We start from the raw sequence: 22,152 nt of genomic DNA, 5'->3' as shown, positions 1-22,152 counted from the left end.
TTTGCACTAGATAGAACTTAATTGACAGACAAGAATTAACTGATGGAAAAATTGACATAATCAAACAATCACAGAATAAACTAGTGAATTTTTTGAAAAGTATATAAAATTCAAGTTTAAGTAAATAGAATGGCACTTAGACTCATTCCAGACAACCTCGATATCAAGTTTAGTAAATATAGGGATTTGACTGCATTAATTAGCATTATTCTTATCATCTTTTCAATATTCACTGTTGTGCTGCGTGGAGTGAACTTAGGCATAGACTTTGCAGGCGGAATTTTGATAGAGATAAAATCTTCAGATGAGAATCACTCTATTCTCGATGCATTAAAAGAAAATGGTTTTACAGTGCAGAGTTCAAAAGCGGGTGATAATTTAGTCATGCGTTTTAAAGATGAAGGAGATGAAGATAAAATCAAAAAGATAAAAAGCATACTAGAAGAAAAGCTGGGGAGCTCAATAAGCTATCGTAAAATAGACTATGTTGGCCCACAAATAAGCTCAACACAAATATTTGAAGGAATGTTATCCATGTTGATCGCGATTGTTGGAATATTTTTTTACGTTTGGTTTAGATTTAATTGGCAATGTGGATTCAGTGGAATAACAGCACTGATTCATGACGTGATTTTAACTGTTGGTTTTATTAGCCTAACTGGCATTGAGTTTAATATTTCATCAGTTGCAGCTCTCCTTACTGTCATTGGTTATTCAATCAATAACTCAGTAATTATATATGATCGGATTCGAGAGTATCGCAGGAGTGGTAAAAGTGGGCGGATGAGTGAGGTAGTAGATGCAAGTATCAACGCTACATTATTTCGCACTATATTAACTTCTGGTACAACCCTTCTTGCTGCTCTTCCTTTGGTATTAATCTGCACAGATGCAGTGAGAGACTTCAGCTTGATCATTTTTTTTGGTATTTTGATTGGCACTTGTTCTGCAATATTTATTTCTGCTCCTATATTGACCTACAGAGCTTTGATAAGTAGATTGTAGAAGTGTTTAGTCGCGGTATAATATCAACTTATTATCTCTTATAGTGAAATGAAAATACCTTAAAAAGCTCATTCCAAGTAGTGAATGAGACATATAATGAGTGTTAACGCTTGCCTGTACATCATTAATCAAAAAATTTCCTATTTTAACTTGAGGTATTTGAACCATTCCAGCTTTTATTTGACCTTTCGCAGTTTCATATATTTTAAAATCCTGAACATTTTGTAAGTTAATACCAACATGTAATGCGTCTTTTTGTGATAGAACAATATCGGTTGCTCCAGTATCAAGCAAAAACGTTATATTGCGATCATTGACTTGAGCCTGAATATAAAAGTGTCCATCATATGACTTCGTAAATTCAATACTTCCACTATTCTGACCGCTATTTTGAATTCTTCCTTTATATGGTAAAAAAGTACTGAGAAATCTGTCGCTTAGTTTGTCCCTTTGTGAATCAATAAGCATTGCAGTAGTGGCTATTATTAGCAACCAAATAACTAGATTTTTCACCGCGTTCATATTGTTAAAATTTGAAGCTATTAAAATAAATTTTAAAGATCAGCGTTAAAAGTTATTATTAAAAATAAGTAAATTTCATTGTTTTAGTACAATATTTAGTATACACTTTAAGAAGATATGTTTGATTTAATTTCATGTCAGAAGCAAAAAGTTTAATTTTGGCAGCTATCCTTTCCATGTTAATCATGGTGTCTTGGCGTATTATTTATGATAATTTTTTTAGTACAAACCAAAACCAGCCATTGATTGAAAATATTGAACATATCGAATCTTTTAACGACCTTGCTCCTATAATATACCAAAATCGTTCTGAAATTATTAATTCTACTCGAGAACAGAGGGTTAGTTTAACCAATAACATGATTAAAGGATCAATTTCTCTGAAAGGTGCAAGGTTTGATGACTTAATTTTAACTAATTACCACTTAGAACCGAGTTCTTCTTCTCCACAAGTGGTGTTACTGTCACCTGCAGAATCAAAAGATGTATATTTTGCAGAATTTGGGTGGCTCGATCCGAGTAACAAGATTAAAGTTCCAGATTCTAAAGCAGTCTGGCGAGCAGATAAACTTAATCAAAAAGAGGTCAATTTATCTTGGGACAATGAGAATGGCATTTTATTTAGAATGAAAATTAACCTCGACGATAATTACATGTTTAAAGTTGAGCAAGTTGTTGAAAATAATACAAAGGATAATGTAGTTTTGGTTCCTTATGGTAAAATTAACCGTAAACGTGACAATATCAACGAATCTTATTGGATATCCCATGAAGGAGTACTGGGTGCATTTGATAATAAACTAGAGGAGTGGACATATAAGGATATTTCCAAAAAACATTTAATAAAAGCAAGCACGAGTGAAAAAAATTGGTTTGGTTTTGCTGATAAATACTGGCTCACAGCCATCATACCTGAAAAATCTGATAAAATAAATGTAAGCATTAAACACACAAACGTTAATAATACTGATAAATTCCAAGTAGATTTTGTCAAACCTTACAAGAGCATACTGCCTGGTGCAAGCGTTTCTAATGTGAATTATTTTTTTGCTGGAGCAAAAAAGTTGAATTTACTGGATTCTTATAAGGACACTCTCAATATACCCCTGTTTGATAAAGCTGTAGATTTTGGTGTTCTTTACTTTATAACTAAACCAGTGTTTTTACTGCTTGAATATTTTAACTTCGTTTTAAAAAATTTTGGCTTAGCAATATTATTGCTGACTTTAGTAATCAAACTTTTGATGCTTTCCTTATCTAATAGATCATATATTTCGATGTTTAAGGTAAAAAGCCTGCAGCCTGAATTAACTCGTATAAAAGAGTTGTATAAAAATGACAGCTTAAAGCAGCATAAAGAGACAATTGCATTGTTTAAGAGAAACAACGTAAATCCAATGTCGAGCATTTTTCCCATGCTAATACAAATACCGGTATTTTTTGCTCTATATAAAGTATTATTTGTTACTATAGAGATGAGGCATGCTCCTTTTTTTTTATGGATTAAGGATCTTTCAGCTCCTGACCCAACGAACATCTTTACATTATTTGGGTTGTTTAATTATAACTTTCCTATTTCTATAGGCATTTTACCTATAATTTTCGGTGCCACCATGATAATTCAGCAGAAGCTAAGTGAGAAAGATCAAACCAGTAAAGATGATATTCAAGTAAATGTTATGAAGTTTTTACCTTACATTTCTGTCTTTATTTTTTCTTCTTTTCCTGCCGGCCTGTTAATATATTGGATATTTAGTAATATTATAACTCTAATTCAACAGTCATTAATAAAGTTTTTTTTAACAAAAAAAGTGGTAGTAAATGTCGAGAATACTAATAGTTAATTCGATTTATTATACTGAAATAGCGAACCTTTTGCTTGAAGGTGCAATTGATAAATTAAAAGGCAGTAATGCCAGTTACGATGTAGTTGAGGTTCCTGGTACATTTGAGATACCAGCTACAATTCTTTTTGCAGTCAAGAGTGGGCATACTAATTATGATGGTTATTTAGCTCTTGGGTGCGTAATTCGCGGTGAAACCGATCATTATCAATATGTTTGTAAAGGAGTAATTGAAGGCTTAAATGAGGTTGTTATGCATTATGCAATACCCCTTGGTATGGGTGTAATTACCGCTGACAGCAAAGATAAAGCACTAGTTAGAGCTGATAAAAACAAAAAGAACGTTGGTGGCCATGCAGCCTCAACTGTTTTGCGTATGATAGATTTACACAATAAATTAAAATAATGGAGGAAAAACCAGTAGATAAAAAGTGGCGCATAAAAAGAAGCACGGCAAGATTTCTTGCTGTACAAATTGCTTATTCAAATATTTTCGTAGGTTACAACAAAAGCACTTTTAAACTGGAAAATTGTGAGCTTAAGGACTACATAAATAAGTTGAAAGATATATTTGAATGTGAAGAATTTGAACATCAGTTCTTAGAAAACTTGTTATATAAGGTTATAAAAAGCAGTGAAGAATATGATAAAATAATAGAGTCTTATTTACACCCAAGTTGGTCCCTTTCACGGTTAAATCTTATAAGCTTATCTATTTTGCGTGTTGCAATATGTGAGTTAGCTAATTGTGATACGCCAGTTCCAGTTGTCATTAATGAATATACTAACATTGCATCTGATTTACTTGATAAACCAAGCGAAATTGGTTTTATTAATGGGTTATTGGATAAGGCAAAAGATGCAGTTAAATTAAATAAAAATCCTTAGCAATTATAGCCAGCAAGCACAAGGTGTCATCCGAGTAGCTGCTGTATGAACATTGTCTACCAGATCCCAGTGCTTGACACTGGAATCCAGCTTTTAATCGAAAATGTTGTATAGTACACGATCAAATTTTCTGGATCCCAGTGGGCTTTGTTGCATCGCTCAAGTGAAAAGAACTGGCAGTTACTGACAAAATTCATTATAAATAGCCATTTAACTGTTGAAGAAAAAATATGCCACAAAAAATGAGAGTCAGTAACTGCCATGAATATAACAAATTTCTCCAAGAAAGAGGAAGCATTTTTTGTTATATCAATGACGCCATAGAAAATTGGTACGAGAATTGTCCAAAAATGCAGGGCGGCAACTATATTTATAGTGATAAAGTTGTGATTTTGGTGCATATAATCGTCAGTTTCTTTAGAATTGGTTTAAGACAAACAGTCGGGTTTATAAAAGGGTATTTGCAACAAATAGGAAGAGGTTTGGCAGTTATCAGCTATTCACAAGCATCAAAAAAAACTTAATATTAAGATCAATGATTGCAGAAAATAATATGGAAGATATCGAAATTGCTATAGACAGTACAGGAATTAGTATATACAACAACACACAGTAAGGAAAATAGCACTGACAGAAAATATCGTGGCTATGAGCAAACGAGAAAATTGCACGTAATGTTGAATATAAACAACAAAAAAGCCATAGCTGTAAAATACAGTAACGGCTGATCACTATGGAGCTTGTGATTTGCTAAAAGAAGTTGATTTTCAGCATGCCATAAAAGCACTATATGCAGATAGAGCATGTGATAGGCACAAGTTTTATAAGTTGTGTAACGAATATGATATAAAGACAAAAATTCCACCAATAAACAATGCGGCAGAACATCCAGAAATAGATTATATGTCTGACAGGAATGCTGCTATTAGGTTAATAAAATTATACGGTGAAGATGGCATGAAAGAATGGAAAAAAGAAGTAAATTATGGGAAAAGATCTTATATTGAAGGGTTTTTCTCAAGATTAAAGCAAATATTCGGATTTAGTTTTAGGAATAAATCTGAGATAAATCGAGAAAAAGAACTGCTAATCAAATGCTATTTGCTTAATAAATTCACTGATATTGGTATGGCTAAATTTGAGACAGTTACATGAATTTACCATAAATCACCATCTCATAAAGTGTGATGCAACAAAGCCATCCCAGTGTCAGCTACTTGGATGACAAGAAAGGGAACACTGGAATTTTTGTTTCAGCATTAGCCATGCATCTAAACAGATACGTTGCCTTGAGAATCGCAACATCCATGCAGTTATGCGCGTAACACTAAAAATCAAAAAAAACAAAGAGGCAGACTTAATCTACCTCTTTTATTTCACTTGGCTATACTGTCTGTTGTTGAGAAGCAACTTGTTCAACAATAAGCGAGCCTAAATAAGTGTTAACCTCTTTAGCACCCTCTTTTTCTAAACCTAATGTTTTATTCCATTCTGTTTTATCTACTGTCTCGAACTTACCTTCTTTGTTTTTCACTTCTAGTGAATCTATCTCGAAGAGTGAAGTATTGCCTAGCTTATTGGTAAACTGATTAATATCAACAATAATACGGTAGTTCTTGCCTTCTAAGCTGAAGTCTATATAATGTTTATCCTTTTCTACCTGACCTTCTTCATCTTTAACTTGGTTATTCCTTGCAATTTCCCTAAATGCGTCTTTTGTTACTAGTAACCCATCCTTAATAACCTTCAGAGCTTTCAACTCAGATATTTCGTTATTTTTGCTGATAGCATATATTGCTAAATAAGTCAGCGCAGCAGCAACAAATGCTAAAACGCCCATTCCAAGTGGTGTAGCTGCAAAAGCTGCTAGCTTGCAAGTTGAAGGCCTCCAAAGCGGTGTTGAAAGTATTGCTAATCCACCTATAACGTATATAGCAGTAAATGCAACAAATACAGTGTTTGCTTTGTGGAGCTGGCCACAATGATTTTTGAAAGTTAGCATAAACGACTTCATTTAATAAAATATTAATATGCTTAAATTGTGTATAAAAGAACTGTCATAGTCAAGCTTTTTCGTAAGCTACCTGCCGCTTGAGCCAAAGCCCCCTGCATTGCGACCGGTTTCTTCTGCGCAGAATTCTTCTCTGTCATCCCAAATTACCTGAGATACAGGAGAAATAAGGATTTGTGCGATTCTATCTCCTCTTTTTATTTCGTATGGCTGATTACTTAGATTAATTAGACAAATTTTAACTTCACCTCGATAATCAGAGTCTATAGTACCAGGAGAATTTAAGACAGTGATTCCATGTTTTGCAGCAAGACCAGAACGTGGGCGGATTTGCCCCTCAAAACCGTTTGGTATTGCAATCACAATTCCAGTTGGAAGAAGTAATCTTTCAAGTGGATTTAAAACAGCAGAATCATTCAATGCAGCATAAAGATCCATGCCAGCACTCTGCGTAGTTGCATAACATGGAAGAGACAAGTCTTCTCCGTGTGATAATCTTTTTATTTCTACTTTAATTTTACTTCTTTGCACTCCAATTTACCATCTATGAAGACTCAATTATAGCATGTATAGCTCTTTTTACAATAATCCGAACAGACCGTAATATGCTACTGGCCTGCTATAGCCATAAACACATATCTTATCGCATTCGGACTATTATAAGAAAGGCTATAAATTGTATCTGCAAAAGTGATAAATTTAAATGATGTCATTCCAGCGCGTGACGCTAGGCCATAAAATTCCTTGACAAGTTCAGTGCTCCTTTTTTTGTCATCCCAGTGCCTCTATGATGTCATTCCAGTCTGGAATCTAGTCCTTATTATGCAGCCACTTGGTTGAAATTAAGTCTTCTGGATCCCAGTGCCCAGACACTGGGATGACACCCTGACAACCGTCATCCCGCTACTTGTTAGCGGGATCTAGAGATACCGCGAATGAATCGCGGTATGACGTAGATTGCTGTCATTCCAGTGCCAGCTACTTGAATGACACCCTCTTGGTATTCGTGTAGTTGCAAGCAGTATAGCTATAAATCACTCACAATCGATATGCTTGAATTACTCTCAGTAAATAAATCAAGCATAATGTTAGGTATTCTACCATCAACTATGTGAACAATTCCAGCACATTCCTCCGCCATTTTAACGTATGCCATAAGCCTTTCAATAAATTTTTCCCCTTTAATTTTCCCACAATCAATCGATGCATTTAAATTTTTAACAGATATCTTCCTGCCACCAATTTTATCTATTTCTTCATCTGTGTCACTCAAGATTATCATTTTAGATGCAGAAACTGCGATTGCGATTGCGCTTGCAGTGCTATCGGCATCAATATGATATGTTTCCCCATCTTTTCCATGACCAATTGGTGCAATAACTGGTATAAAATCTGATTCTTCAATAAAAAATAATATATCAGGATTGATTTCAGTGGGTCTAGCGATGAACCCCATGTCTAATATCTTTTCGATATTATTTGATCTATCTTCTCTAAGCGTAGCGGTTATTTTTTCGGCTTTAATTAAGTTACCATCTTTTCCACATAATCCAATAGCTGAACCACCAGCAGAATTTATATGCTGAACAATTTTTTTATTAACTGAGCCACACAGTGCCATTTCAATGATTTTCATAGTGTCTCTGTCTGTAAGTCTGATACCATTCACAAATTTACTGTCCATACCCAGCACTTTTAACACCGAGTTAATTTCATATTCTCCGTCATGAATTATTACCGGATTTATACCAAGCTGCTTCAACAAGACAACATTATGCACAAAAGTGTTAAATAGTGTTTCATCTAAGATTATTGTACCACCGCATTTAATGACAAAAGTCTCGCCTACAAAGCTAGGTATATTAGATAGCACTTCAAATAATATTTCTGCTTTTTGTTCAAATGATACCTCACCCTTTAAGAATTCACTACTCTTCATTTTTTTATCTTGTAAACTTGAAAAACTCATCTCTTACCTTGGTTATTTTATGCTTAACACGGATGCTCATTTGATGAATTGACACATTCTCATTATTAATCCATCTTTGAATATCTTCTATAACAGCACCTAAGCTTTTTTGACTTACTTTATCTATTTTTGTTAGCACAACGTTAAAGTTAATGTTATTATATATTAACCAATAAATGAAGTCTTTGTCTATTTCTTTTAATCCTACCTTGCTATCTATCAACACAAACACTCTTCTTAGATTTCTTCTTTGAATTAGATAATACTCAATTAAGTTTAAATATTGTATAATTTCCTCCTTACCTGCATGAGAATAACCATACCCTGGTAGGTCAACAAGCCTGAACTTATCATTGTACATAGAGTAAAAATTTATTTGTCTAGTGCATCCAGGTTTAGAGGAAACTCTGGCAGCTTTTTTGCTGTTTATCAGTAAGTTAATCAGACTGGATTTTCCTACATTTGATCTACCAGCAAACGCAATCTCTGGAACCGACTCATTTGGTAATGATTTTATGTCCGAAGCTCCAAATATGAAATTGCAGTTTGATGTTATCTGTTTTGCCATTATATTCAACTAGAAGGTAGTAGGTATATTATAGTGTTATTGCTTGATATAAGAAATTTTTTATTTCAGTATATATTACTTAGCTAGATCTGTGCTATATGGATATGGAAAATAATTTACAAGACTTAAAGAAAAAATTTAATGATATAGAGAGGAATTTGGAAAATCCTGCCAATTTAAGTCAAAAAGAATTCATTACCCTTTCAAAGGAATACTCTGAGCTCAGGCCAATAATCAAGATAATTGATGAATATAACACGCTGAAAGAGGAAATTTCAGACTTAGAAGAAATAATGAAAGATGAAAACAGCGAAGGTGATATAAAAGAGTTAGCAAAAGAAGAATTTTTCGAAAAGCACAAGGTATTATTACCAAAAATAAAAGCAAAATTAAAGTTAGCATTATTGCCCAAAGATGAAGATGACTCAAGAAATGCAATATTAGAAATTAGAGCAGGTACAGGCGGAGAAGAAGCAGCATTATTTGCAGCAATGTTATTTCGTATGTATCAAAAATATGCAGAAAGAAGAAATTGGAAGTTCGAGCCAATAAGCATTTCTAATACAGGTATAGGTGGATATAAGGAAGCTTCTGCACTCATTAATGGAACAGAAGTTTTTGCAAGGTTGAAATTTGAATCAGGAGTGCACAGAGTACAGAGAGTGCCAGAAACTGAATCTTCAGGAAGGTTGCATACCTCTGCCGCTACTGTTGCGATATTACCTGAAGTAGAAGAAGTTGACTTTAAAATAGAAGAAAAAGACTTACGAATAGATGTTTATAGATCCAGTGGTCCTGGAGGGCAATCAGTGAATACAACTGACAGCGCAGTAAGGGTCACCCACTTGCCAACAGGGATAGTTGTGATACAGCAAGATGAAAAATCGCAGCATAAAAATAAAGCTAAAGCGCTCAAAGTATTGAGGGCAAGGCTATACGAAATTGAAAGACAAAAAAAAGAAATGGAAAGGTCAACAATGAGGAAAAGTCAGATTGGCTCTGGTGATCGTTCCGAGCGCATAAGAACATATAATTTCCCACAATCAAGAATAACAGACCACAGAATTAATCTAACTTCACATCGGCTAGAGCAGATTATAAAAGAAGGCGAACTAGATGAATTTATTGAGGCATTAATCTCACGTAATGAAGCAGAAAGATTGGCAGGGGAAAGTTAGCAGCCTACAATGGAATATCTTTATTAATTACATAGGATCTTTTAAACGCAATAGATAGACAGTAAAAACAAGTTCTAGTACTATCACGGATAAAACAAGAACAGCTACACTAATTGTTTGACCATTGTAAATGTAGCTTGTTAAGCCGATAAAAATAGCCATGATAAAAGCTCTAATGAACGAGACTGCAGAAGAAGCTGTGCCTTTAATTTCAGGGAAAACATTTATTGATGCATTAAAAATCACTGGCTGGAAAATTGCACAACCGATAGAAAAAATAATCATAGACAGTGTTACTAAGTAGAAAGAGTGGGGTACAATTATACTGAATATTACAAGCAATAGAGACCCAATAGCAACCACGCTCGTACCAGAAATTACACACTTTATTGCTCCAAGTTTCTGCAAGATTTTGCCAGCAAATAGACTGATGAGTGAGAAGCACCCAACTATTGCACCTTGATGTAGTGCATAAATAGTGCTAGATAAACTAAAAGTCTTCATATACAGAAAAGGTCCACAAGTGATGAATAACATATAAGCAGCAGAAAAGAGGCTTGAAATCAAAGACAACGTAACAAACCTCGGATTAGATAGTAGTTTTCTGTAATCTTTCATCGTTTTTTTCAAACTGAAAATATCGCGGTCCTTTTTTGTTTCTGGTAACGCTAAAAGCAGCAAAACCCAAGAGATCAAACAAAGTATTGCAACAGTTGCATAATTACCACGCCATCCTACAATTTCATTGATGAAACTGCCTAACACTGGCGCAATTGCCATGACAACTGTAAGAACAGAATTCATGATTCCAATAAATTTCACCGCTTCGTCACCTTTATAGCTGTCTGCAACGATTGCAAACACAACTACAGATGTGCTGACACCAATGCCCTGAACAAAGCGAGAGATTAAAAGCCAAAAAATCGACGGTGCAAAAACACAACCAACAGCGCCGATTAATAACAAAGTGTTACCTATGATCATAATTCTCCTTCTGCCGTAGCATTCAGACAATGGACCGAAAAACAACCCTCCTATGCAAAAGCCTAAAAAATTATAAGCAATAGTTAATTGAATTGTTCCTTCTGATACGTTAAAATAGCGCACCATATCAGGAAAACTAGGTACGGAAATGTCAATTTCAATGAACTTGGCAATTAGAGACAGGATTAATAGAAATGGTAGTAACATTTGAGATTTTCAATTAATGAATAAAAATATCGCATTTAAAGCGTTGAAAGAAGAACATTTTTTACTGTTATTAAAATGGTTAGAAACACCTCACGTAAAGAGGTGGTGGATAAATTGGACACCAGAGTTAATTGAGAAAAATCTGACAACTATGTTAAAGCTCTTACTCTCTGTCCTAACTTTACTTATTTCCTCTTACTTTTTCAACAGTTCGTCTAAATTACTACAAGCAGTTTAATTTTTAGTAAATATGTCATTATTTAAAAATATGCAAGAAGCTTTATAGAAACTTAACATAATTTTATCATAAAAATGTCATTCTTAAGTCCTATGTAAAAACAAATTTTGACACTAATTTAATTAACTATGAGCTGGATAAATTGGAAAATAAATTTTGTTTACTTTTACAATACCTTAAGATCTAATATTACTTTATCAGTCAAAAGTATCACAATAGGCTAGTATGTTCTTTACTCTTTTCCTAAAAATACTACCTATTTATATTACGATATTTATTGGTTATTTAGCAGGAAAATGTCTTAAAATTGATAGAAACACTATATCTCAAATACTCTTTTATATAGCTAATCCAATAGTGATTTTATATGGAGTTTCTCATACAGAAGTTAATTTAAAAGTAATTTCTCTGCCGATTTTGATATGGTTTATAGGTAGCACTATGTCCTTATCAGTGTATTATCTTTCTTCTTTTTTATTTAAGGATAACACGAGAAACATATTAGCATTTAGCTCGGGTAGCACAAGTATGGGTTATTTTGGCCTGCCGATTGCCATGGCTTTATTTGATGAAGATTCAGTATCTGTATATGTTGTTTGTTATATAGGAATGGCGCTATTTGAAAACAGCTTAGGATTTTACATAGCTGCAAATGGTATTTATACCGCAAAAGAATGCATATTAAAGTTGTTCAAACTTCCTTCGCTTTATGCGATGGTTCTGGGCTTCTTTTTAAGTATATACGATATACAAATACCTACTTTTTTAACAGATGTTATGATGAACATTAGAAGTACATTTGTCACATTAGGAATGGTGCTACTTGGAGTGAGCATTGCGAATATTGCAAGCTTTAAAATAGATTGGAAGCTTGCTTTGATCACTATTACAGCAAAGTACATATTCTGGCCACTGTTTGTTTTAGGAATTGTCCTTTTAGACAAGCATGTTATAGGTATATACGATGAGAGCATATATAAAGCACTGATGTTGCTGGCTATTATTCCAGTTTCTGGGTCCAGTATAATACTTGCTAATATTTTGAATTATCAACCAGATAAAGCTACTCTGTTGCTTCTAATCAGTACTGCAGTGGGACTGTTTTATGTTCCACTAATAATATCATTATTTTTTACTAAACTTGTTCCTTTTTGATCAAAAAATTAAGCGCTTGCACAACCATTATTTGGGTAACAACACAAGACATTGATAAAACTTGAATTTATAGCTAAAGCAACTTCTACAATTTGGTAACCCGTCATCCCGCTACTAGTTAGCGCCGTGGCGGTAAATTGACCTTACCCAGAAAAAGTAGAGAGAAAGTTAAGACGTTTTTGGAGTAAAATAAAACGTTTTTTCAAAATATGACAAATAGAAGAGAATATACAGCAGAATTCAAATTAGAAGCTGTTAAGCTGGTTAAAGAAACAGGTCAAGCAAGTACAAAAATAGCAAAAGATCTAGGTATAGATGGCAGTATGTTAAGTAAGAAAATATGATGGAAAAATGTCTGGAGCATACGCATTTCCAGGCAAAGGCTCCTTATGACAAAGAAAGATTTGATCTAAAAAAAGAACTAACAAGAGAAAGAGACATTTTAAAAAAAGCCCTGGGCAAAGAAAAAGAGTAAAGTATTCTTTTATATAGAAATTGCTATAAAATACAGGAACTATGTAGGGTTTTGTACTGGTGGTATTGGTTGCTAAGGAAAAAAGCAGTAAAGAATTAGCAAAAGAAGGGCTTCTAGCAGATATTCAAAAAATACATCAAGCTTCTAAATGCAGATATGGAGCCCCTAAAATTCACGCTGAATTAAAAGCTTTAGGCAAAAATTAAAACAGTACAAAGTGTTATGCAAGAAAATGGCATTAAAACCAAGCTTAGACGAAGGTTCAAAAATAAAAAACAGCAAATAAGCAACCGAGTTGTGGCTCCGAACACATTGGATCAAAATTTTACTACTGATCAGCCAAATATAGCCTTTCTTATAATAGTCCGAATGCGATAAGATATGTGTTTATGGCTATAGCAGGCCAGTAGCATATTACGGTCTGTTCGGATTATTGTAAAAAGAGCTATAAAGTTTGGGATTACCTACATAAAAACTAAAGAAGGTTGTTGGCGGCAATAATTGACCTATATTCACGCATGGTGGTTAATGAGTAACATGATAATTAGTTATAGATTCTTTATTGATGGCCGTTGATAAACGCAAGCCCGATAAAAATCTGCTGTTACATAGCGATCAAGGGTCACAGTATACCTATCAAAATCACCAATTTCTATTGAATACAAAAAACATCATTTCCAGCATGAGCCATAAGGGCTGTTGTTACGATAACTCTGTTGCAGAAAAGTTCACTTAAAAGGGAGCTGCTTATTGATACTTCTCGCTCAACAAACCAGAACTGCCATATTTGAATACATAGAAATCTTTTATAACAAATAACGTAGACATTCTACTATTAACTATTGCATTCCTGCACAATTTATTCTCATGGTAAAAACGTCTTAACTTTCTCTCTACTTTTTCTGGGTAAGGTCACCTCTTTAGGTGCTCCTTTTTTCTTTCTTATACACACAAAAATCATATAGAATTGTAAATACAGCTTTTTTATTCTGATGCTTTTCAATTCTATAGCTCTGGTTGTCTCTCTATTACTATTTTTCTACATTATCGTAAAAAAACTGAGCGAAAAGAAAGCAAACCTTGAGGGTAATTTATGTAAATTAGAGCAAGAACTTCAAGAAACAAAGCAAACTTTGCTTACGAAGAATGAAGAAATAGTTGATTTAAGGGTCAAAAAAGCAGAACTTGAAGTAACTCTGCAAAAAGAACGTGAGGAAAAGAAAAAGGAAATAGAATTACTAACAAAAGCAGAGGAGAGATTAACAAACACTTTTAAAGCGCTCTCTCTTGATGCTTTGCAAACAAATAACAATAATTTTCTGAACTTAGCAAAGGAAGTAATCGATAGTAAATTAAAAGAAACGGAAAGCGATTTCAAAAAAAGACAAGCAACGATCAACGAAGTTGTAACTCCAATAAAAGAAAAATTAGAAAAATTCGATAATGAAATACGTGAGCTAGAAAAGGAGAGGGTAGGGGCCTATGAAGGTTTAAAGGAGCAAATTGGAGCGCTGATGAACCAAACTTCCAACCTTGCTAATGCCCTGAGGAAACCTCACATTAGGGGCAAATGGGGTGAAATGCAACTCAAAAGAGTGGTAGAAATGGCAGGAATGATTGAGTATTGCGATTTTTTTACTCAGCCGTCAGTGATTGATAAAAACGAGGATAATTTATTGCGTCCTGATTTAATAATCAAAATGCCATCTGGAAAGCAAATAATAATAGATGCTAAAGTGCCGCTTGATTCTTACATGGATGCTATATCACAAAATGATTTGCAAATACAAAAGGAGAAATTAAAGAACCATTCCCTGGCAATAAAAAAACACATAGATGATTTGGGTAAAAAAGAGTATTGGAATCAATTTGAAAATACGCCAGAACTTGTGGTGCTTTTCTTAACAGGGGAGGGGGTTTTTAGCGCAGCACTGGAATATGAGCCTGCTTTGATAGAGATTGGAGTGGAAAAAAAAGTGATCATTGCAACACCGATCACTCTAATTGCGTTGCTGAGAGCAATAGCGTATGGATGGAAGCAAGAGATGATAGCTGAAAACGCAAAGAAAATCAGTGAACTAGGTCATATTTTATATGAGCGCATTTGCACAATGGGTGAAAACTTTGATAATTTGCGCAGGAGCTTAAAAAGTGCTGTTGATCATTATAATAAAACTGCTGGCTCTCTTGAAGCAAGGGTGTTTCCTGCTGCTCGAGAATTCAATAAGCTTGGTATACATGCAAAAAATAAAAGTTTAAGTGCTGCAAAGGAATTAGAGTCTTTACCACGCAGTTTACATACTGAGGAGCTGAAAGTAGATTAGGCATCTTAACAGGGAATGTTCAAAAAAGCATACGCGTCAAGTTAAGGAAATAAAGGTATGAAAGAGATAGAATAATAAGGTATAAGTTCTCCCAGATATACTTTTAGTGAGAGAACCAATGAATAAAATAACTTGCTTATCAAAAAAGCTCAAAGAATTTTTTAATGAAAAAGCAGAGAAAATCTCAATTACAACAAGGTTTATAAAAAGAAAGAGAAAGCTAAAAGGTTCATCATTCGTAAAAGCCATGGTCTTGGGTAATATAGGAGTTGATAATTGTAGCGTAGAAACAATGTGTCAATTACTAAACGAGGACTCGATAGATATAACAAAACAAGGTTTGGATTTTAGATTTACTGAAGAAGCAGTGGAATTTATGAAAAGGATGTATAATGAATCTGTGATTCTCTTTAAAAATATCTTGCAAGTTGATTGCAAAATCTTACAGCAATTTAATAGTGTTAAATTATTGGACAGTAGCTATATTACTCTACCTAACAGTATGGAAGAGATGTATAAAGGTTATGGTACTAGCTACAGTGGCTATGAAAGCAATACTAAGTCTGGAATAAAGTTACAATTAGTTTTCGACTACATGAATCAGATAATAGACCAACTTAATTTAACGGAGGGGGTAAGATCAGACCAGGGATATAGGAAACATTTAAGTAATATATTAAGCAATGATTTGCTAATATCTGATCTCGGTTATTTTGTGCCAAGTTCTTTTAAACAAATCAATGAAATAGGAGCTTATTTCATAAGTCGTCGATACCAACATATATGATGTAGAAACAAATCAAAAAATGGAGTTATTAGAATGTTTAGAGGATAAGTTATTTTTAGAAAACGAGGTATTGTTAGGAAAAGAAGCAAAAATTAGAGTAAGAATTATATGTCAGAAACTATAGCTCTTTTTACAATAATCCGAACAGACCGTAATATGCTACTGGCCTGCTATAGCCATAAACACATATCTTATCGCATTCGGACTATTATAAGAAAGGCTATAACTGAAGAACAGTCTATGGCCAGAAGAAGGAAAGCTAATAGATTAGCAAGATCGCAGGGATATACATCCTCTAAAAGAAATCAAAAATTGTTGAACTGGTCAATATTTATAACTAATGTTCCAGAAAATAAAATTAGTGCTGAGCAAGTATTAACGATTTACAGAGTAAGGTGGCAAATTGAGTTATTATTTAAATTGTATAAAAGCCATATCAGGCTTGATAAGCTAAAAGGAAAGCCATGCAGAGTATTATGTGAACTATATGCTAAATTGTGCGCAATTCTTATATTTCACGGCATAGTTGGTTGCACAGAAGTGAAAAAGAATACAGAACTTAGCTTAACAAAGGCATTTATTGAGCTAAAAAGGCGGGTTAGAAAGTTATTTTTAGTATTAACCAAAATTAATAGTTTAAAAGAATTTCTTAAAAAACTCACTATAACTTGGTCGCGATTTTCATTAAAAGACAAACGTAGAAGGGCTAGAGTATCCACTTTATAGCTCTTTTTACAATAATCCGAACAGACCGTAATATGCTACTGGCCTGCTATAGCCATAAACACATATCTTATCGCATTCGGACTATTACAAGAAAGGCTATAACCTCTCTAAATTTGCTCACAATCTCTTAACTTGACGCGTATGGTTCAAAAAAGTGTGTCAAACCAAAAAAAAAGTAATAAATTGATATAAAAAAAATGGAGGTTTGACAATGAGTCAGAAAGTATAGCCTTTCTTGTAATAGTCCGAATGCGATAAGATATGTGTTTATGGCTATAGCAGGCCAGTAGCATATTACGGTCTGTTCGGATTATTGTAAAAAGAGCTATAGTAAACAGAACTACCGGTTTGGTAGATTACAAAGAACTGGAAGCAAATATACTGTCATCAATAAGGGAAGGCAGACCATTAACAGGAAGGGATGGAGCATTTACACCACTTATAAAAAAGCTGCTGGAGGCAAGTTTGGAAGGTGAAATAGAAAATCACTTATTAGCTGAAAGTGAAGAGAGGTTTTGGTTGGAAGAAGTGGAGTAGCGAATGGATATACAAAACGCTGGGTCTATATTCAGACTACAGAATAAGGTATTACAAACCGAAAGCATCACCAGCACAATATGTTATAAACTTTGGTAAAGAATCTGCTAGGAAAGCGTAGTGCGGATGCTGCGTTTGACGAGGCTGGAGCTGGAAACGTTAACATGGGAATTTGGATTGAGGCCTATTGTGAAAACAATGGATCAGCCACCAAACCCTAAAGTAGGCGCGCCAGTTCTTGACCCTACATATTTTTTTGAAGGTTAAATCCAGCTTAGGGTCGAGAAACTTAGATAAAGCCATAGCCAAAGTGTTTAAAAATATTAATAATTATACACACAATTATTCAACCATATTTTTGAAGATAGCTATGCCGCCGCGGTATCTCTTAGCCGCTAACAAGTAGCGGGATGACGATTGTTGGTAAATCTAAGTCAGTTTAGCTATAGGCAGCAATTTTCTGTATTTATTTTAAATTGAAGGAAGCTCAAATGAAAGATCATGTTTTGCTAAAAATCACAGAATGCAGTCTAACAGTGAACGGTTACGCTTTTGATCAAAAATGTTGTATAGTACACAATCAATTTTTCTGGATCCAAGTAGTCAAGGCACTGCCTTTGTGTTTGAGGCAAAATCGGCTATAACACTTAACATACTGCCTTTGCAAACAAATGTTCGTACAGTTATGTGTCAGCTACTTGCATGACGCCATTGCCTGAACGGGTACCAATGATTACCTATCAATCTCACCAAAAACTATATCGAGTGAGCCAATAATTGCTGCAACGTCAGCAAGCATGTGTCCTTTTGCCATAAAGTCTAAGGCTTGTAAATGCGCAAAGCCAGGTGCTCTTATTCGGCACCTATAAGGTCTATTGGTACCATCTGAAACTATATACACTCCAAACTCACCTTTTGGTGCCTCAACAACTGCGTAAGCCTCACCTTCTGGTACGTGATATCCTTCTGAATAGAGCTTAAAATGGTGAATCAGAGCTTCCATAGATTTTTTCATCTCTGCTCTTGACGGTGGAGAAATTTTTCTATCTTCAGTTTTTATTTGCCCTTCAGGCATTTTCTCTATGCACTGCTTCACCAAACTGATAGATTGCCTAATCTCTGCCATTCTAACTAGATAACGGTCATAACAGTCGCCATTTTGGCCGATCGGTATATCAAAATCTAGTTGATCATATATCTCATATGGCTGGCTTTTTCGCAAATCCCAAGCAAGCCCAGCAGCGCGCAACATTGGGCCACTAAAGCCCCAATCAAGTGCCTGTTTAATTGATATTTCACTAATTCCTACAGTGCGTTGCTTCCATATCCTATTTTCTGTTAAAAGTTCATCAACATCGTCTATATATTTTGGAAATTGCTCTATAAACTTTGCAATATCCTCAATCAAATCTTCTGGAACATCTGCTGCAATTCCACCTGGCCTGATGTAAGCTGCGTGAAACCTTGCACCTGAAGCTCTTTCATAAAATTCCAGTATTTTTTCTCTTTCTTCAAAGAGCCATAAAAGAGGGGTCATTGCTCCAACATCAAGTGCTTGAGAAGAAACGTTCAGTAAATGATTTAGTATTCTCGTCAGTTCACAAAACAAGACACGTAAATACTTTGCCCTAATTGGCACTTCACATTGCAACAATTTCTCCACACAAAGTGAATATGCATGCTCTTGTAACATTGGTGATACGTAATCAAGGCGATCAAAATAAGGCAAAGCTTGAAGATACGTTTTATGTTCTATTAATTTTTCAGTACCGCGGTGCAAAAGCCCAATATGGGGATCTGCCCTCTCGATCACTTCACCATCCATCTCTAAAACAAGACGCAACACTCCATGTGCAGCTGGGTGCTGAGGTCCAAAATTTAACATCATTGTCTTTAGATCGGGCATGTCCAGTAGTTTAAGATATTAAAATTGTATAGGCTAAAGTGCGCTCAAAGTCAATAAACTTCTTGCATAGGCTACAACTATCATTAAATAGAAACAAAAACTTTTACAATGGCTAATAAGTGTTGGTAAAACCAAGTCACTTTAGCTATAGAATGACAAAAAAGGTTTGCATTAGCCAAATTTTTAGTTGAAGTAGCATAAGAGGTTAAAGGAAAAGCTTTGTGTTAATGGATTCATTTCAGGTATAGTATAGATAATACCACAATACTTATAAAATGGATCATGTTGTTAATGCGTATAATAGACTTGACACTCCTATAGTCAGGGGAGAAGGGGCATATCTTTTTGATAAAGATGGTAAAAAATATTTAGATTTTGCTGCAGGTATTTCTACAACTTCTTTAGGGCATTGTCATCCATACATTACAGATAAGCTGAAAGAGCAATCGAGCTCATTATGGCACTGCTCTAACATTTTCACTATTCCCGAGCAAGAAAGGCTTGCCGAGCGTTTAACAACCCTTACTTTTGCAGATAAAGTTTTTTTCTGCTCAAGTGGGCTTGAAGCAACAGAAGCTGCAATTAAGTTTATTCGTCGTTACTTTTATTCAAAAGGGCAAGCAAAACGTAATCGTATTATTACAATTGAAGGAGGCTTTCATGGCCGCAGTATTGCTGCAATTTCTGCTGGAGGCAATGAAAAATCACGCGAAGGTTTTGCTCCGCTCCTTTCTGGTTTTGATAAAGTGCCAAGAAATGACATTAAAGCATTAGAAGAAAAAATCAACAATGAAATAGCTGCTGTATTTTTAGAGCCCATACAAAGCGAAGGTGGAGTATATCCACTAGACGTAGAATATCTTCAAAAAGTAAGGGAAATAACAAAAGCTCAAGGAATAATTTTGTGCTTTGATGAAGTGCAGTGCGGATATGGACGCATCGGTTCTTTATTTCATTATCAAAATGTCGGCATTGAACCTGATATGCTAACCTGTGCGAAGGCTATGGGTAACGGTTTTCCTGTAGCTGCATGTTTAGTGAAAGATTATATAGCAGAAGCAATTACTCCAGGAACTCATGGATCAACCTATGGTGGCAATCCACTTGCCATGACTGTTGGTAATGCAGTGCTCGATATAATGCTAAAAGAAGGCTTTTTTGATCATGTTAAAAGAATTAGTAAATATTTAAAAGAAAAGCTGTTGCTTTTAGCTAAAGAATTTCCTGAGATGATTTTAGAAGTTCGTGGAGAAGGGTTACTAATGGGAATAGAACTAGCAACTCTTGTAGCTGATAAAATTATTAGTCGATCTCTTGATAAAGGTTTAATAATAACTAGGGTTTTAAACAACAAAGTAGTAAGGGTAACCCCACCACTTATCATTGAGGATGAGCATGTGAACGCAGCGTGTAATATGCTTTATGATTTGTTTTTTAAGATTAAAGGTATATAAAATTCGGCAATATAAGTTTAGGCATTGCAAATGCCTCTCATAACATGTAAAATTAATTTTATTTTTTATCACAATAACATCGTACTTTAATGGATTGGTTATTGGTCTTAGTATCATCAGCAATTTTTGTTTTGTTAGTTTTATCGTTTTTGTTCTCAGGAGCAGAAATAGGCTTAACCTCAATTAGCCGTTCTCGAGTTAATAAGCTAAAGCTAGACGGTAACAAAAAAGCCAGGGTAATAGATCGCTTATTAAATAGGAAAGAATTGACAATAGGAACGGTATTGCTCGGCAATACAATTATTAATATTACTTGCTCTGCTTTATTTACAGCAATATTTATCAATCTTTTTGGAAATGAGGGCATTCTCCTATCAACAATTATAATGACATTTTGTATTTTATTGTTCTGCGAAGTTCTACCAAAAACTTATGCTATTCAAAATCCTGAAAAATTTGCATCATTTTCTGCTTATTTTGTATTGTTTTTTGTAAAGATTTTTTCTCCATTGACACTAGGTATTCAATTTATTGTTAACCTCATCCTAAAATTATGTGGGCTGCATAAAGATAAGGAAGTGATATCTGCAGCGGATGCAATGCGTAATATGATTACTCTTCACCGCAGTGAAGGAACTATGTTGCAACAGGATTTAGATATGCTAAGCAGCATACTTGATTTGGCTGAGACAGAGATATCACAAATTATGACCCATAGAAGAAACCTATTTTCTCTTGATATAGATCGGAATAAAGAAGAGTTAATAAGAGAGATTTTAACCAGCAGTCACAGTAGAGTACCTTTATGGCAGAAGGAACCAGATAACATTGTAGGTGTAATTCACGTGAAAGCTCTAATAAATGCTTTGCGTGAAAAGAATAATAAAGCGGAAGAAGTTGACATTACCCAAGTTATGTCAAGGCCTTGGTTCATACCAGAAAGTACACCGCTCAGCGTGCAACTTCACAACTTCCGTAAGAACAGGAAACACCTTGCATTTGTTATTGATGAGTATGGAGCACTGCAGGGAATTGTAACTCTTGAGGATATACTGGAAGAAATAGTTGGAGAAATTTCGGATGAACATGATTTGATTACGGAGAATTTTATAAAGAAAATATCTGATAATATGTATCACATAGAAGGAAAATCTACTATTAGGGACATTAACAGGCAGTTATACTGGAATCTCCCTGATGAAGAAGCTACAACTCTAGCAGGTATGATTGTGAATGAAATAGAGCGCATTCCTGACGAAGGCGAGGAGTTTTCCATGTATGGTTTTCGCTTTAAGATTTTAAAAAAAGATAAAAATATTACTACTGTTGTTGAAGTGCAAGTAAAAATTGGTAATATTAGTGGCAGCAATTAAT

The 22,152-nt window shown here is 34.5% G+C and carries 18 protein-coding genes and 6 pseudogenes; 15 read left to right on the top strand and 9 right to left on the bottom strand.

From position 1 onward, the window contains the following. Positions 1-129 precede the first annotated feature (129 nt). Positions 130-1,005, top strand: coding sequence for a protein translocase subunit SecF (gene secF, locus OPR46_RS04410; RefSeq protein WP_010082185.1), 876 nt, complete (start codon positions 130-132; stop codon positions 1,003-1,005). A 6-nt stretch (positions 1,006-1,011) separates the two neighbouring features. Here the strand turns inward: secF and OPR46_RS04405 are convergent, their stop codons facing one another. Further along, entirely contained in the window at positions 1,012-1,527 is a 516-nt protein-coding gene (locus OPR46_RS04405) for a TIGR02281 family clan AA aspartic protease (RefSeq protein ID WP_265042949.1), read from the bottom strand. A gap of 134 nt (positions 1,528-1,661) precedes the next feature. Between OPR46_RS04405 and yidC the strand changes: the two genes are divergently transcribed. Genes yidC through nusB form a run of 3 tightly spaced genes read left to right on the top strand, consistent with a single transcriptional unit; the run spans position 1,662 to position 4,259 of the window. Beyond that, entirely contained in the window at positions 1,662-3,371 is a 1,710-nt protein-coding gene (yidC, locus tag OPR46_RS04400) for a membrane protein insertase YidC (RefSeq protein ID WP_265042948.1), read from the top strand. Beyond that, positions 3,349-3,777 carry a 6,7-dimethyl-8-ribityllumazine synthase gene (locus OPR46_RS04395; RefSeq protein WP_006279647.1) on the top strand — a complete coding sequence of 143 codons (429 nt, stop codon included), beginning with the start codon at positions 3,349-3,351 and terminating at the stop codon, positions 3,775-3,777. Before yidC ends, OPR46_RS04395 begins: the two co-directional genes overlap by 23 nt. Next, the gene (nusB, locus tag OPR46_RS04390; RefSeq protein WP_007549265.1) at positions 3,777-4,259 is read left to right on the top strand and encodes a transcription antitermination factor NusB; all 483 of its coding nucleotides are present in this window, start codon (positions 3,777-3,779) and stop codon (positions 4,257-4,259) included. The genes OPR46_RS04395 and nusB overlap by 1 nt, the downstream gene beginning before the upstream one ends. A 56-nt stretch (positions 4,260-4,315) precedes the next feature. Here the strand turns inward: nusB and OPR46_RS04385 are convergent, their stop codons facing one another. Then, positions 4,316-4,456 (bottom strand): hypothetical protein, encoded by a 141-nt coding sequence (locus tag OPR46_RS04385; RefSeq protein WP_153296794.1) that lies wholly within the window; start codon positions 4,454-4,456, stop codon positions 4,316-4,318. A 33-nt stretch (positions 4,457-4,489) separates the two neighbouring features. On the opposite strand from OPR46_RS04385, the pseudogene OPR46_RS07025 reads away from it, so the two are divergent. Then, positions 4,490-5,414 (top strand): annotated as a pseudogene (locus OPR46_RS07025) (IS5 family transposase). A 229-nt stretch (positions 5,415-5,643) separates the two neighbouring features. On the opposite strand, the gene OPR46_RS04370 reads toward OPR46_RS07025, so the two are convergent. From OPR46_RS04370 to yihA, 4 genes are all read right to left on the bottom strand, one after another. Further along, the gene (locus OPR46_RS04370) at positions 5,644-6,261 is read right to left on the bottom strand and encodes a hypothetical protein (protein ID WP_246165642.1); all 618 of its coding nucleotides are present in this window, start codon (positions 6,259-6,261) and stop codon (positions 5,644-5,646) included. Between the two features lie 78 nt (positions 6,262-6,339). Continuing rightward, positions 6,340-6,801 carry a dUTP diphosphatase gene (dut, locus tag OPR46_RS04365; RefSeq protein WP_265042947.1) on the bottom strand — a complete coding sequence of 154 codons (462 nt, stop codon included), beginning with the start codon at positions 6,799-6,801 and terminating at the stop codon, positions 6,340-6,342. A gap of 496 nt (positions 6,802-7,297) precedes the next feature. Beyond that, positions 7,298-8,209: an acetylglutamate kinase gene (gene argB, locus OPR46_RS04360; RefSeq protein WP_320109366.1), complete on the bottom strand. Its 912-nt coding sequence runs from the start codon at positions 8,207-8,209 to the stop codon at positions 7,298-7,300. Positions 8,210-8,213: 4 nt separating this feature from the next. After that, positions 8,214-8,807, bottom strand: coding sequence for a ribosome biogenesis GTP-binding protein YihA/YsxC (yihA, locus tag OPR46_RS04355; protein WP_265023858.1), 594 nt, complete (start codon positions 8,805-8,807; stop codon positions 8,214-8,216). A 98-nt stretch (positions 8,808-8,905) separates the two neighbouring features. Here yihA and prfA point away from each other — a divergent pair, with 98 nt between their 5' ends. Next, the gene (gene prfA, locus OPR46_RS04350; protein WP_265042945.1) at positions 8,906-9,985 is read left to right on the top strand and encodes a peptide chain release factor 1; all 1,080 of its coding nucleotides are present in this window, start codon (positions 8,906-8,908) and stop codon (positions 9,983-9,985) included. A 27-nt stretch (positions 9,986-10,012) separates the two neighbouring features. Here prfA and OPR46_RS04345 read toward each other — a convergent pair whose 3' ends face one another. Next, positions 10,013-11,176: a multidrug effflux MFS transporter gene (locus OPR46_RS04345; protein ID WP_265042943.1), complete on the bottom strand. Its 1,164-nt coding sequence runs from the start codon at positions 11,174-11,176 to the stop codon at positions 10,013-10,015. 16 nt (positions 11,177-11,192) lie between these two features. Here OPR46_RS04345 and OPR46_RS07020 point away from each other — a divergent pair. From OPR46_RS07020 to OPR46_RS06750, 6 genes and pseudogenes are all read left to right on the top strand, one after another. Continuing rightward, positions 11,193-11,336 (top strand): annotated as a pseudogene (locus OPR46_RS07020) (N-acetyltransferase); the annotation flags it as partial. Between the two features lie 303 nt (positions 11,337-11,639). Continuing rightward, positions 11,640-12,569: an AEC family transporter gene (locus OPR46_RS04335; RefSeq protein ID WP_265042940.1), complete on the top strand. Its 930-nt coding sequence runs from the start codon at positions 11,640-11,642 to the stop codon at positions 12,567-12,569. Positions 12,570-12,778: 209 nt separating this feature from the next. After that, positions 12,779-13,863: pseudogene (locus tag OPR46_RS07015) on the top strand (IS3 family transposase). Positions 13,864-14,036: 173 nt separating this feature from the next. Continuing rightward, the gene (locus tag OPR46_RS04315; protein WP_265042937.1) at positions 14,037-15,368 is read left to right on the top strand and encodes a DNA recombination protein RmuC; all 1,332 of its coding nucleotides are present in this window, start codon (positions 14,037-14,039) and stop codon (positions 15,366-15,368) included. 118 nt (positions 15,369-15,486) lie between these two features. Further along, positions 15,487-16,276 (top strand): annotated as a pseudogene (locus OPR46_RS06755) (IS4 family transposase); the annotation flags it as partial. A gap of 104 nt (positions 16,277-16,380) precedes the next feature. Next, positions 16,381-16,881 (top strand): annotated as a pseudogene (locus tag OPR46_RS06750) (transposase); the annotation flags it as partial. A gap of 146 nt (positions 16,882-17,027) precedes the next feature. Here the strand turns inward: OPR46_RS06750 and OPR46_RS04305 are convergent. Next, on the bottom strand, positions 17,028-17,174 hold the full coding sequence (locus tag OPR46_RS04305) for a hypothetical protein (protein WP_265042935.1): 147 nt from the start codon (positions 17,172-17,174) through the stop codon (positions 17,028-17,030). 34 nt (positions 17,175-17,208) lie between these two features. On the opposite strand from OPR46_RS04305, the pseudogene OPR46_RS04300 reads away from it, so the two are divergent. Then, positions 17,209-17,391 (top strand): annotated as a pseudogene (locus OPR46_RS04300) (IS256 family transposase); the annotation flags it as partial. 760 nt (positions 17,392-18,151) lie between these two features. Here OPR46_RS04300 and OPR46_RS04295 read toward each other — a convergent pair. After that, positions 18,152-19,324, bottom strand: a complete 1,173-nt coding sequence (locus OPR46_RS04295) for an NADH-quinone oxidoreductase subunit D (RefSeq protein WP_265042934.1) — start codon at positions 19,322-19,324, stop codon at positions 18,152-18,154. Between the two features lie 275 nt (positions 19,325-19,599). On the opposite strand from OPR46_RS04295, the gene OPR46_RS04290 reads away from it, so the two are divergent. Both OPR46_RS04290 and OPR46_RS04285 read left to right on the top strand, forming a co-directional pair. Then, positions 19,600-20,778, top strand: coding sequence for an aspartate aminotransferase family protein (locus tag OPR46_RS04290; RefSeq protein ID WP_006280246.1), 1,179 nt, complete (start codon positions 19,600-19,602; stop codon positions 20,776-20,778). A gap of 89 nt (positions 20,779-20,867) precedes the next feature. After that, positions 20,868-22,151 (top strand): HlyC/CorC family transporter, encoded by a 1,284-nt coding sequence (locus OPR46_RS04285; RefSeq protein ID WP_265042932.1) that lies wholly within the window; start codon positions 20,868-20,870, stop codon positions 22,149-22,151. Position 22,152 lies beyond the last annotated feature (1 nt).

Source organism: Wolbachia endosymbiont (group A) of Scambus nigricans (assembly GCF_947251485.1).
GTDB lineage: Bacteria > Pseudomonadota > Alphaproteobacteria > Rickettsiales > Anaplasmataceae > Wolbachia > Wolbachia pipientis.
Note: the sequence above shows the minus strand (reverse complement) of the source record. Positions and strands in the feature narration are given on the sequence as shown.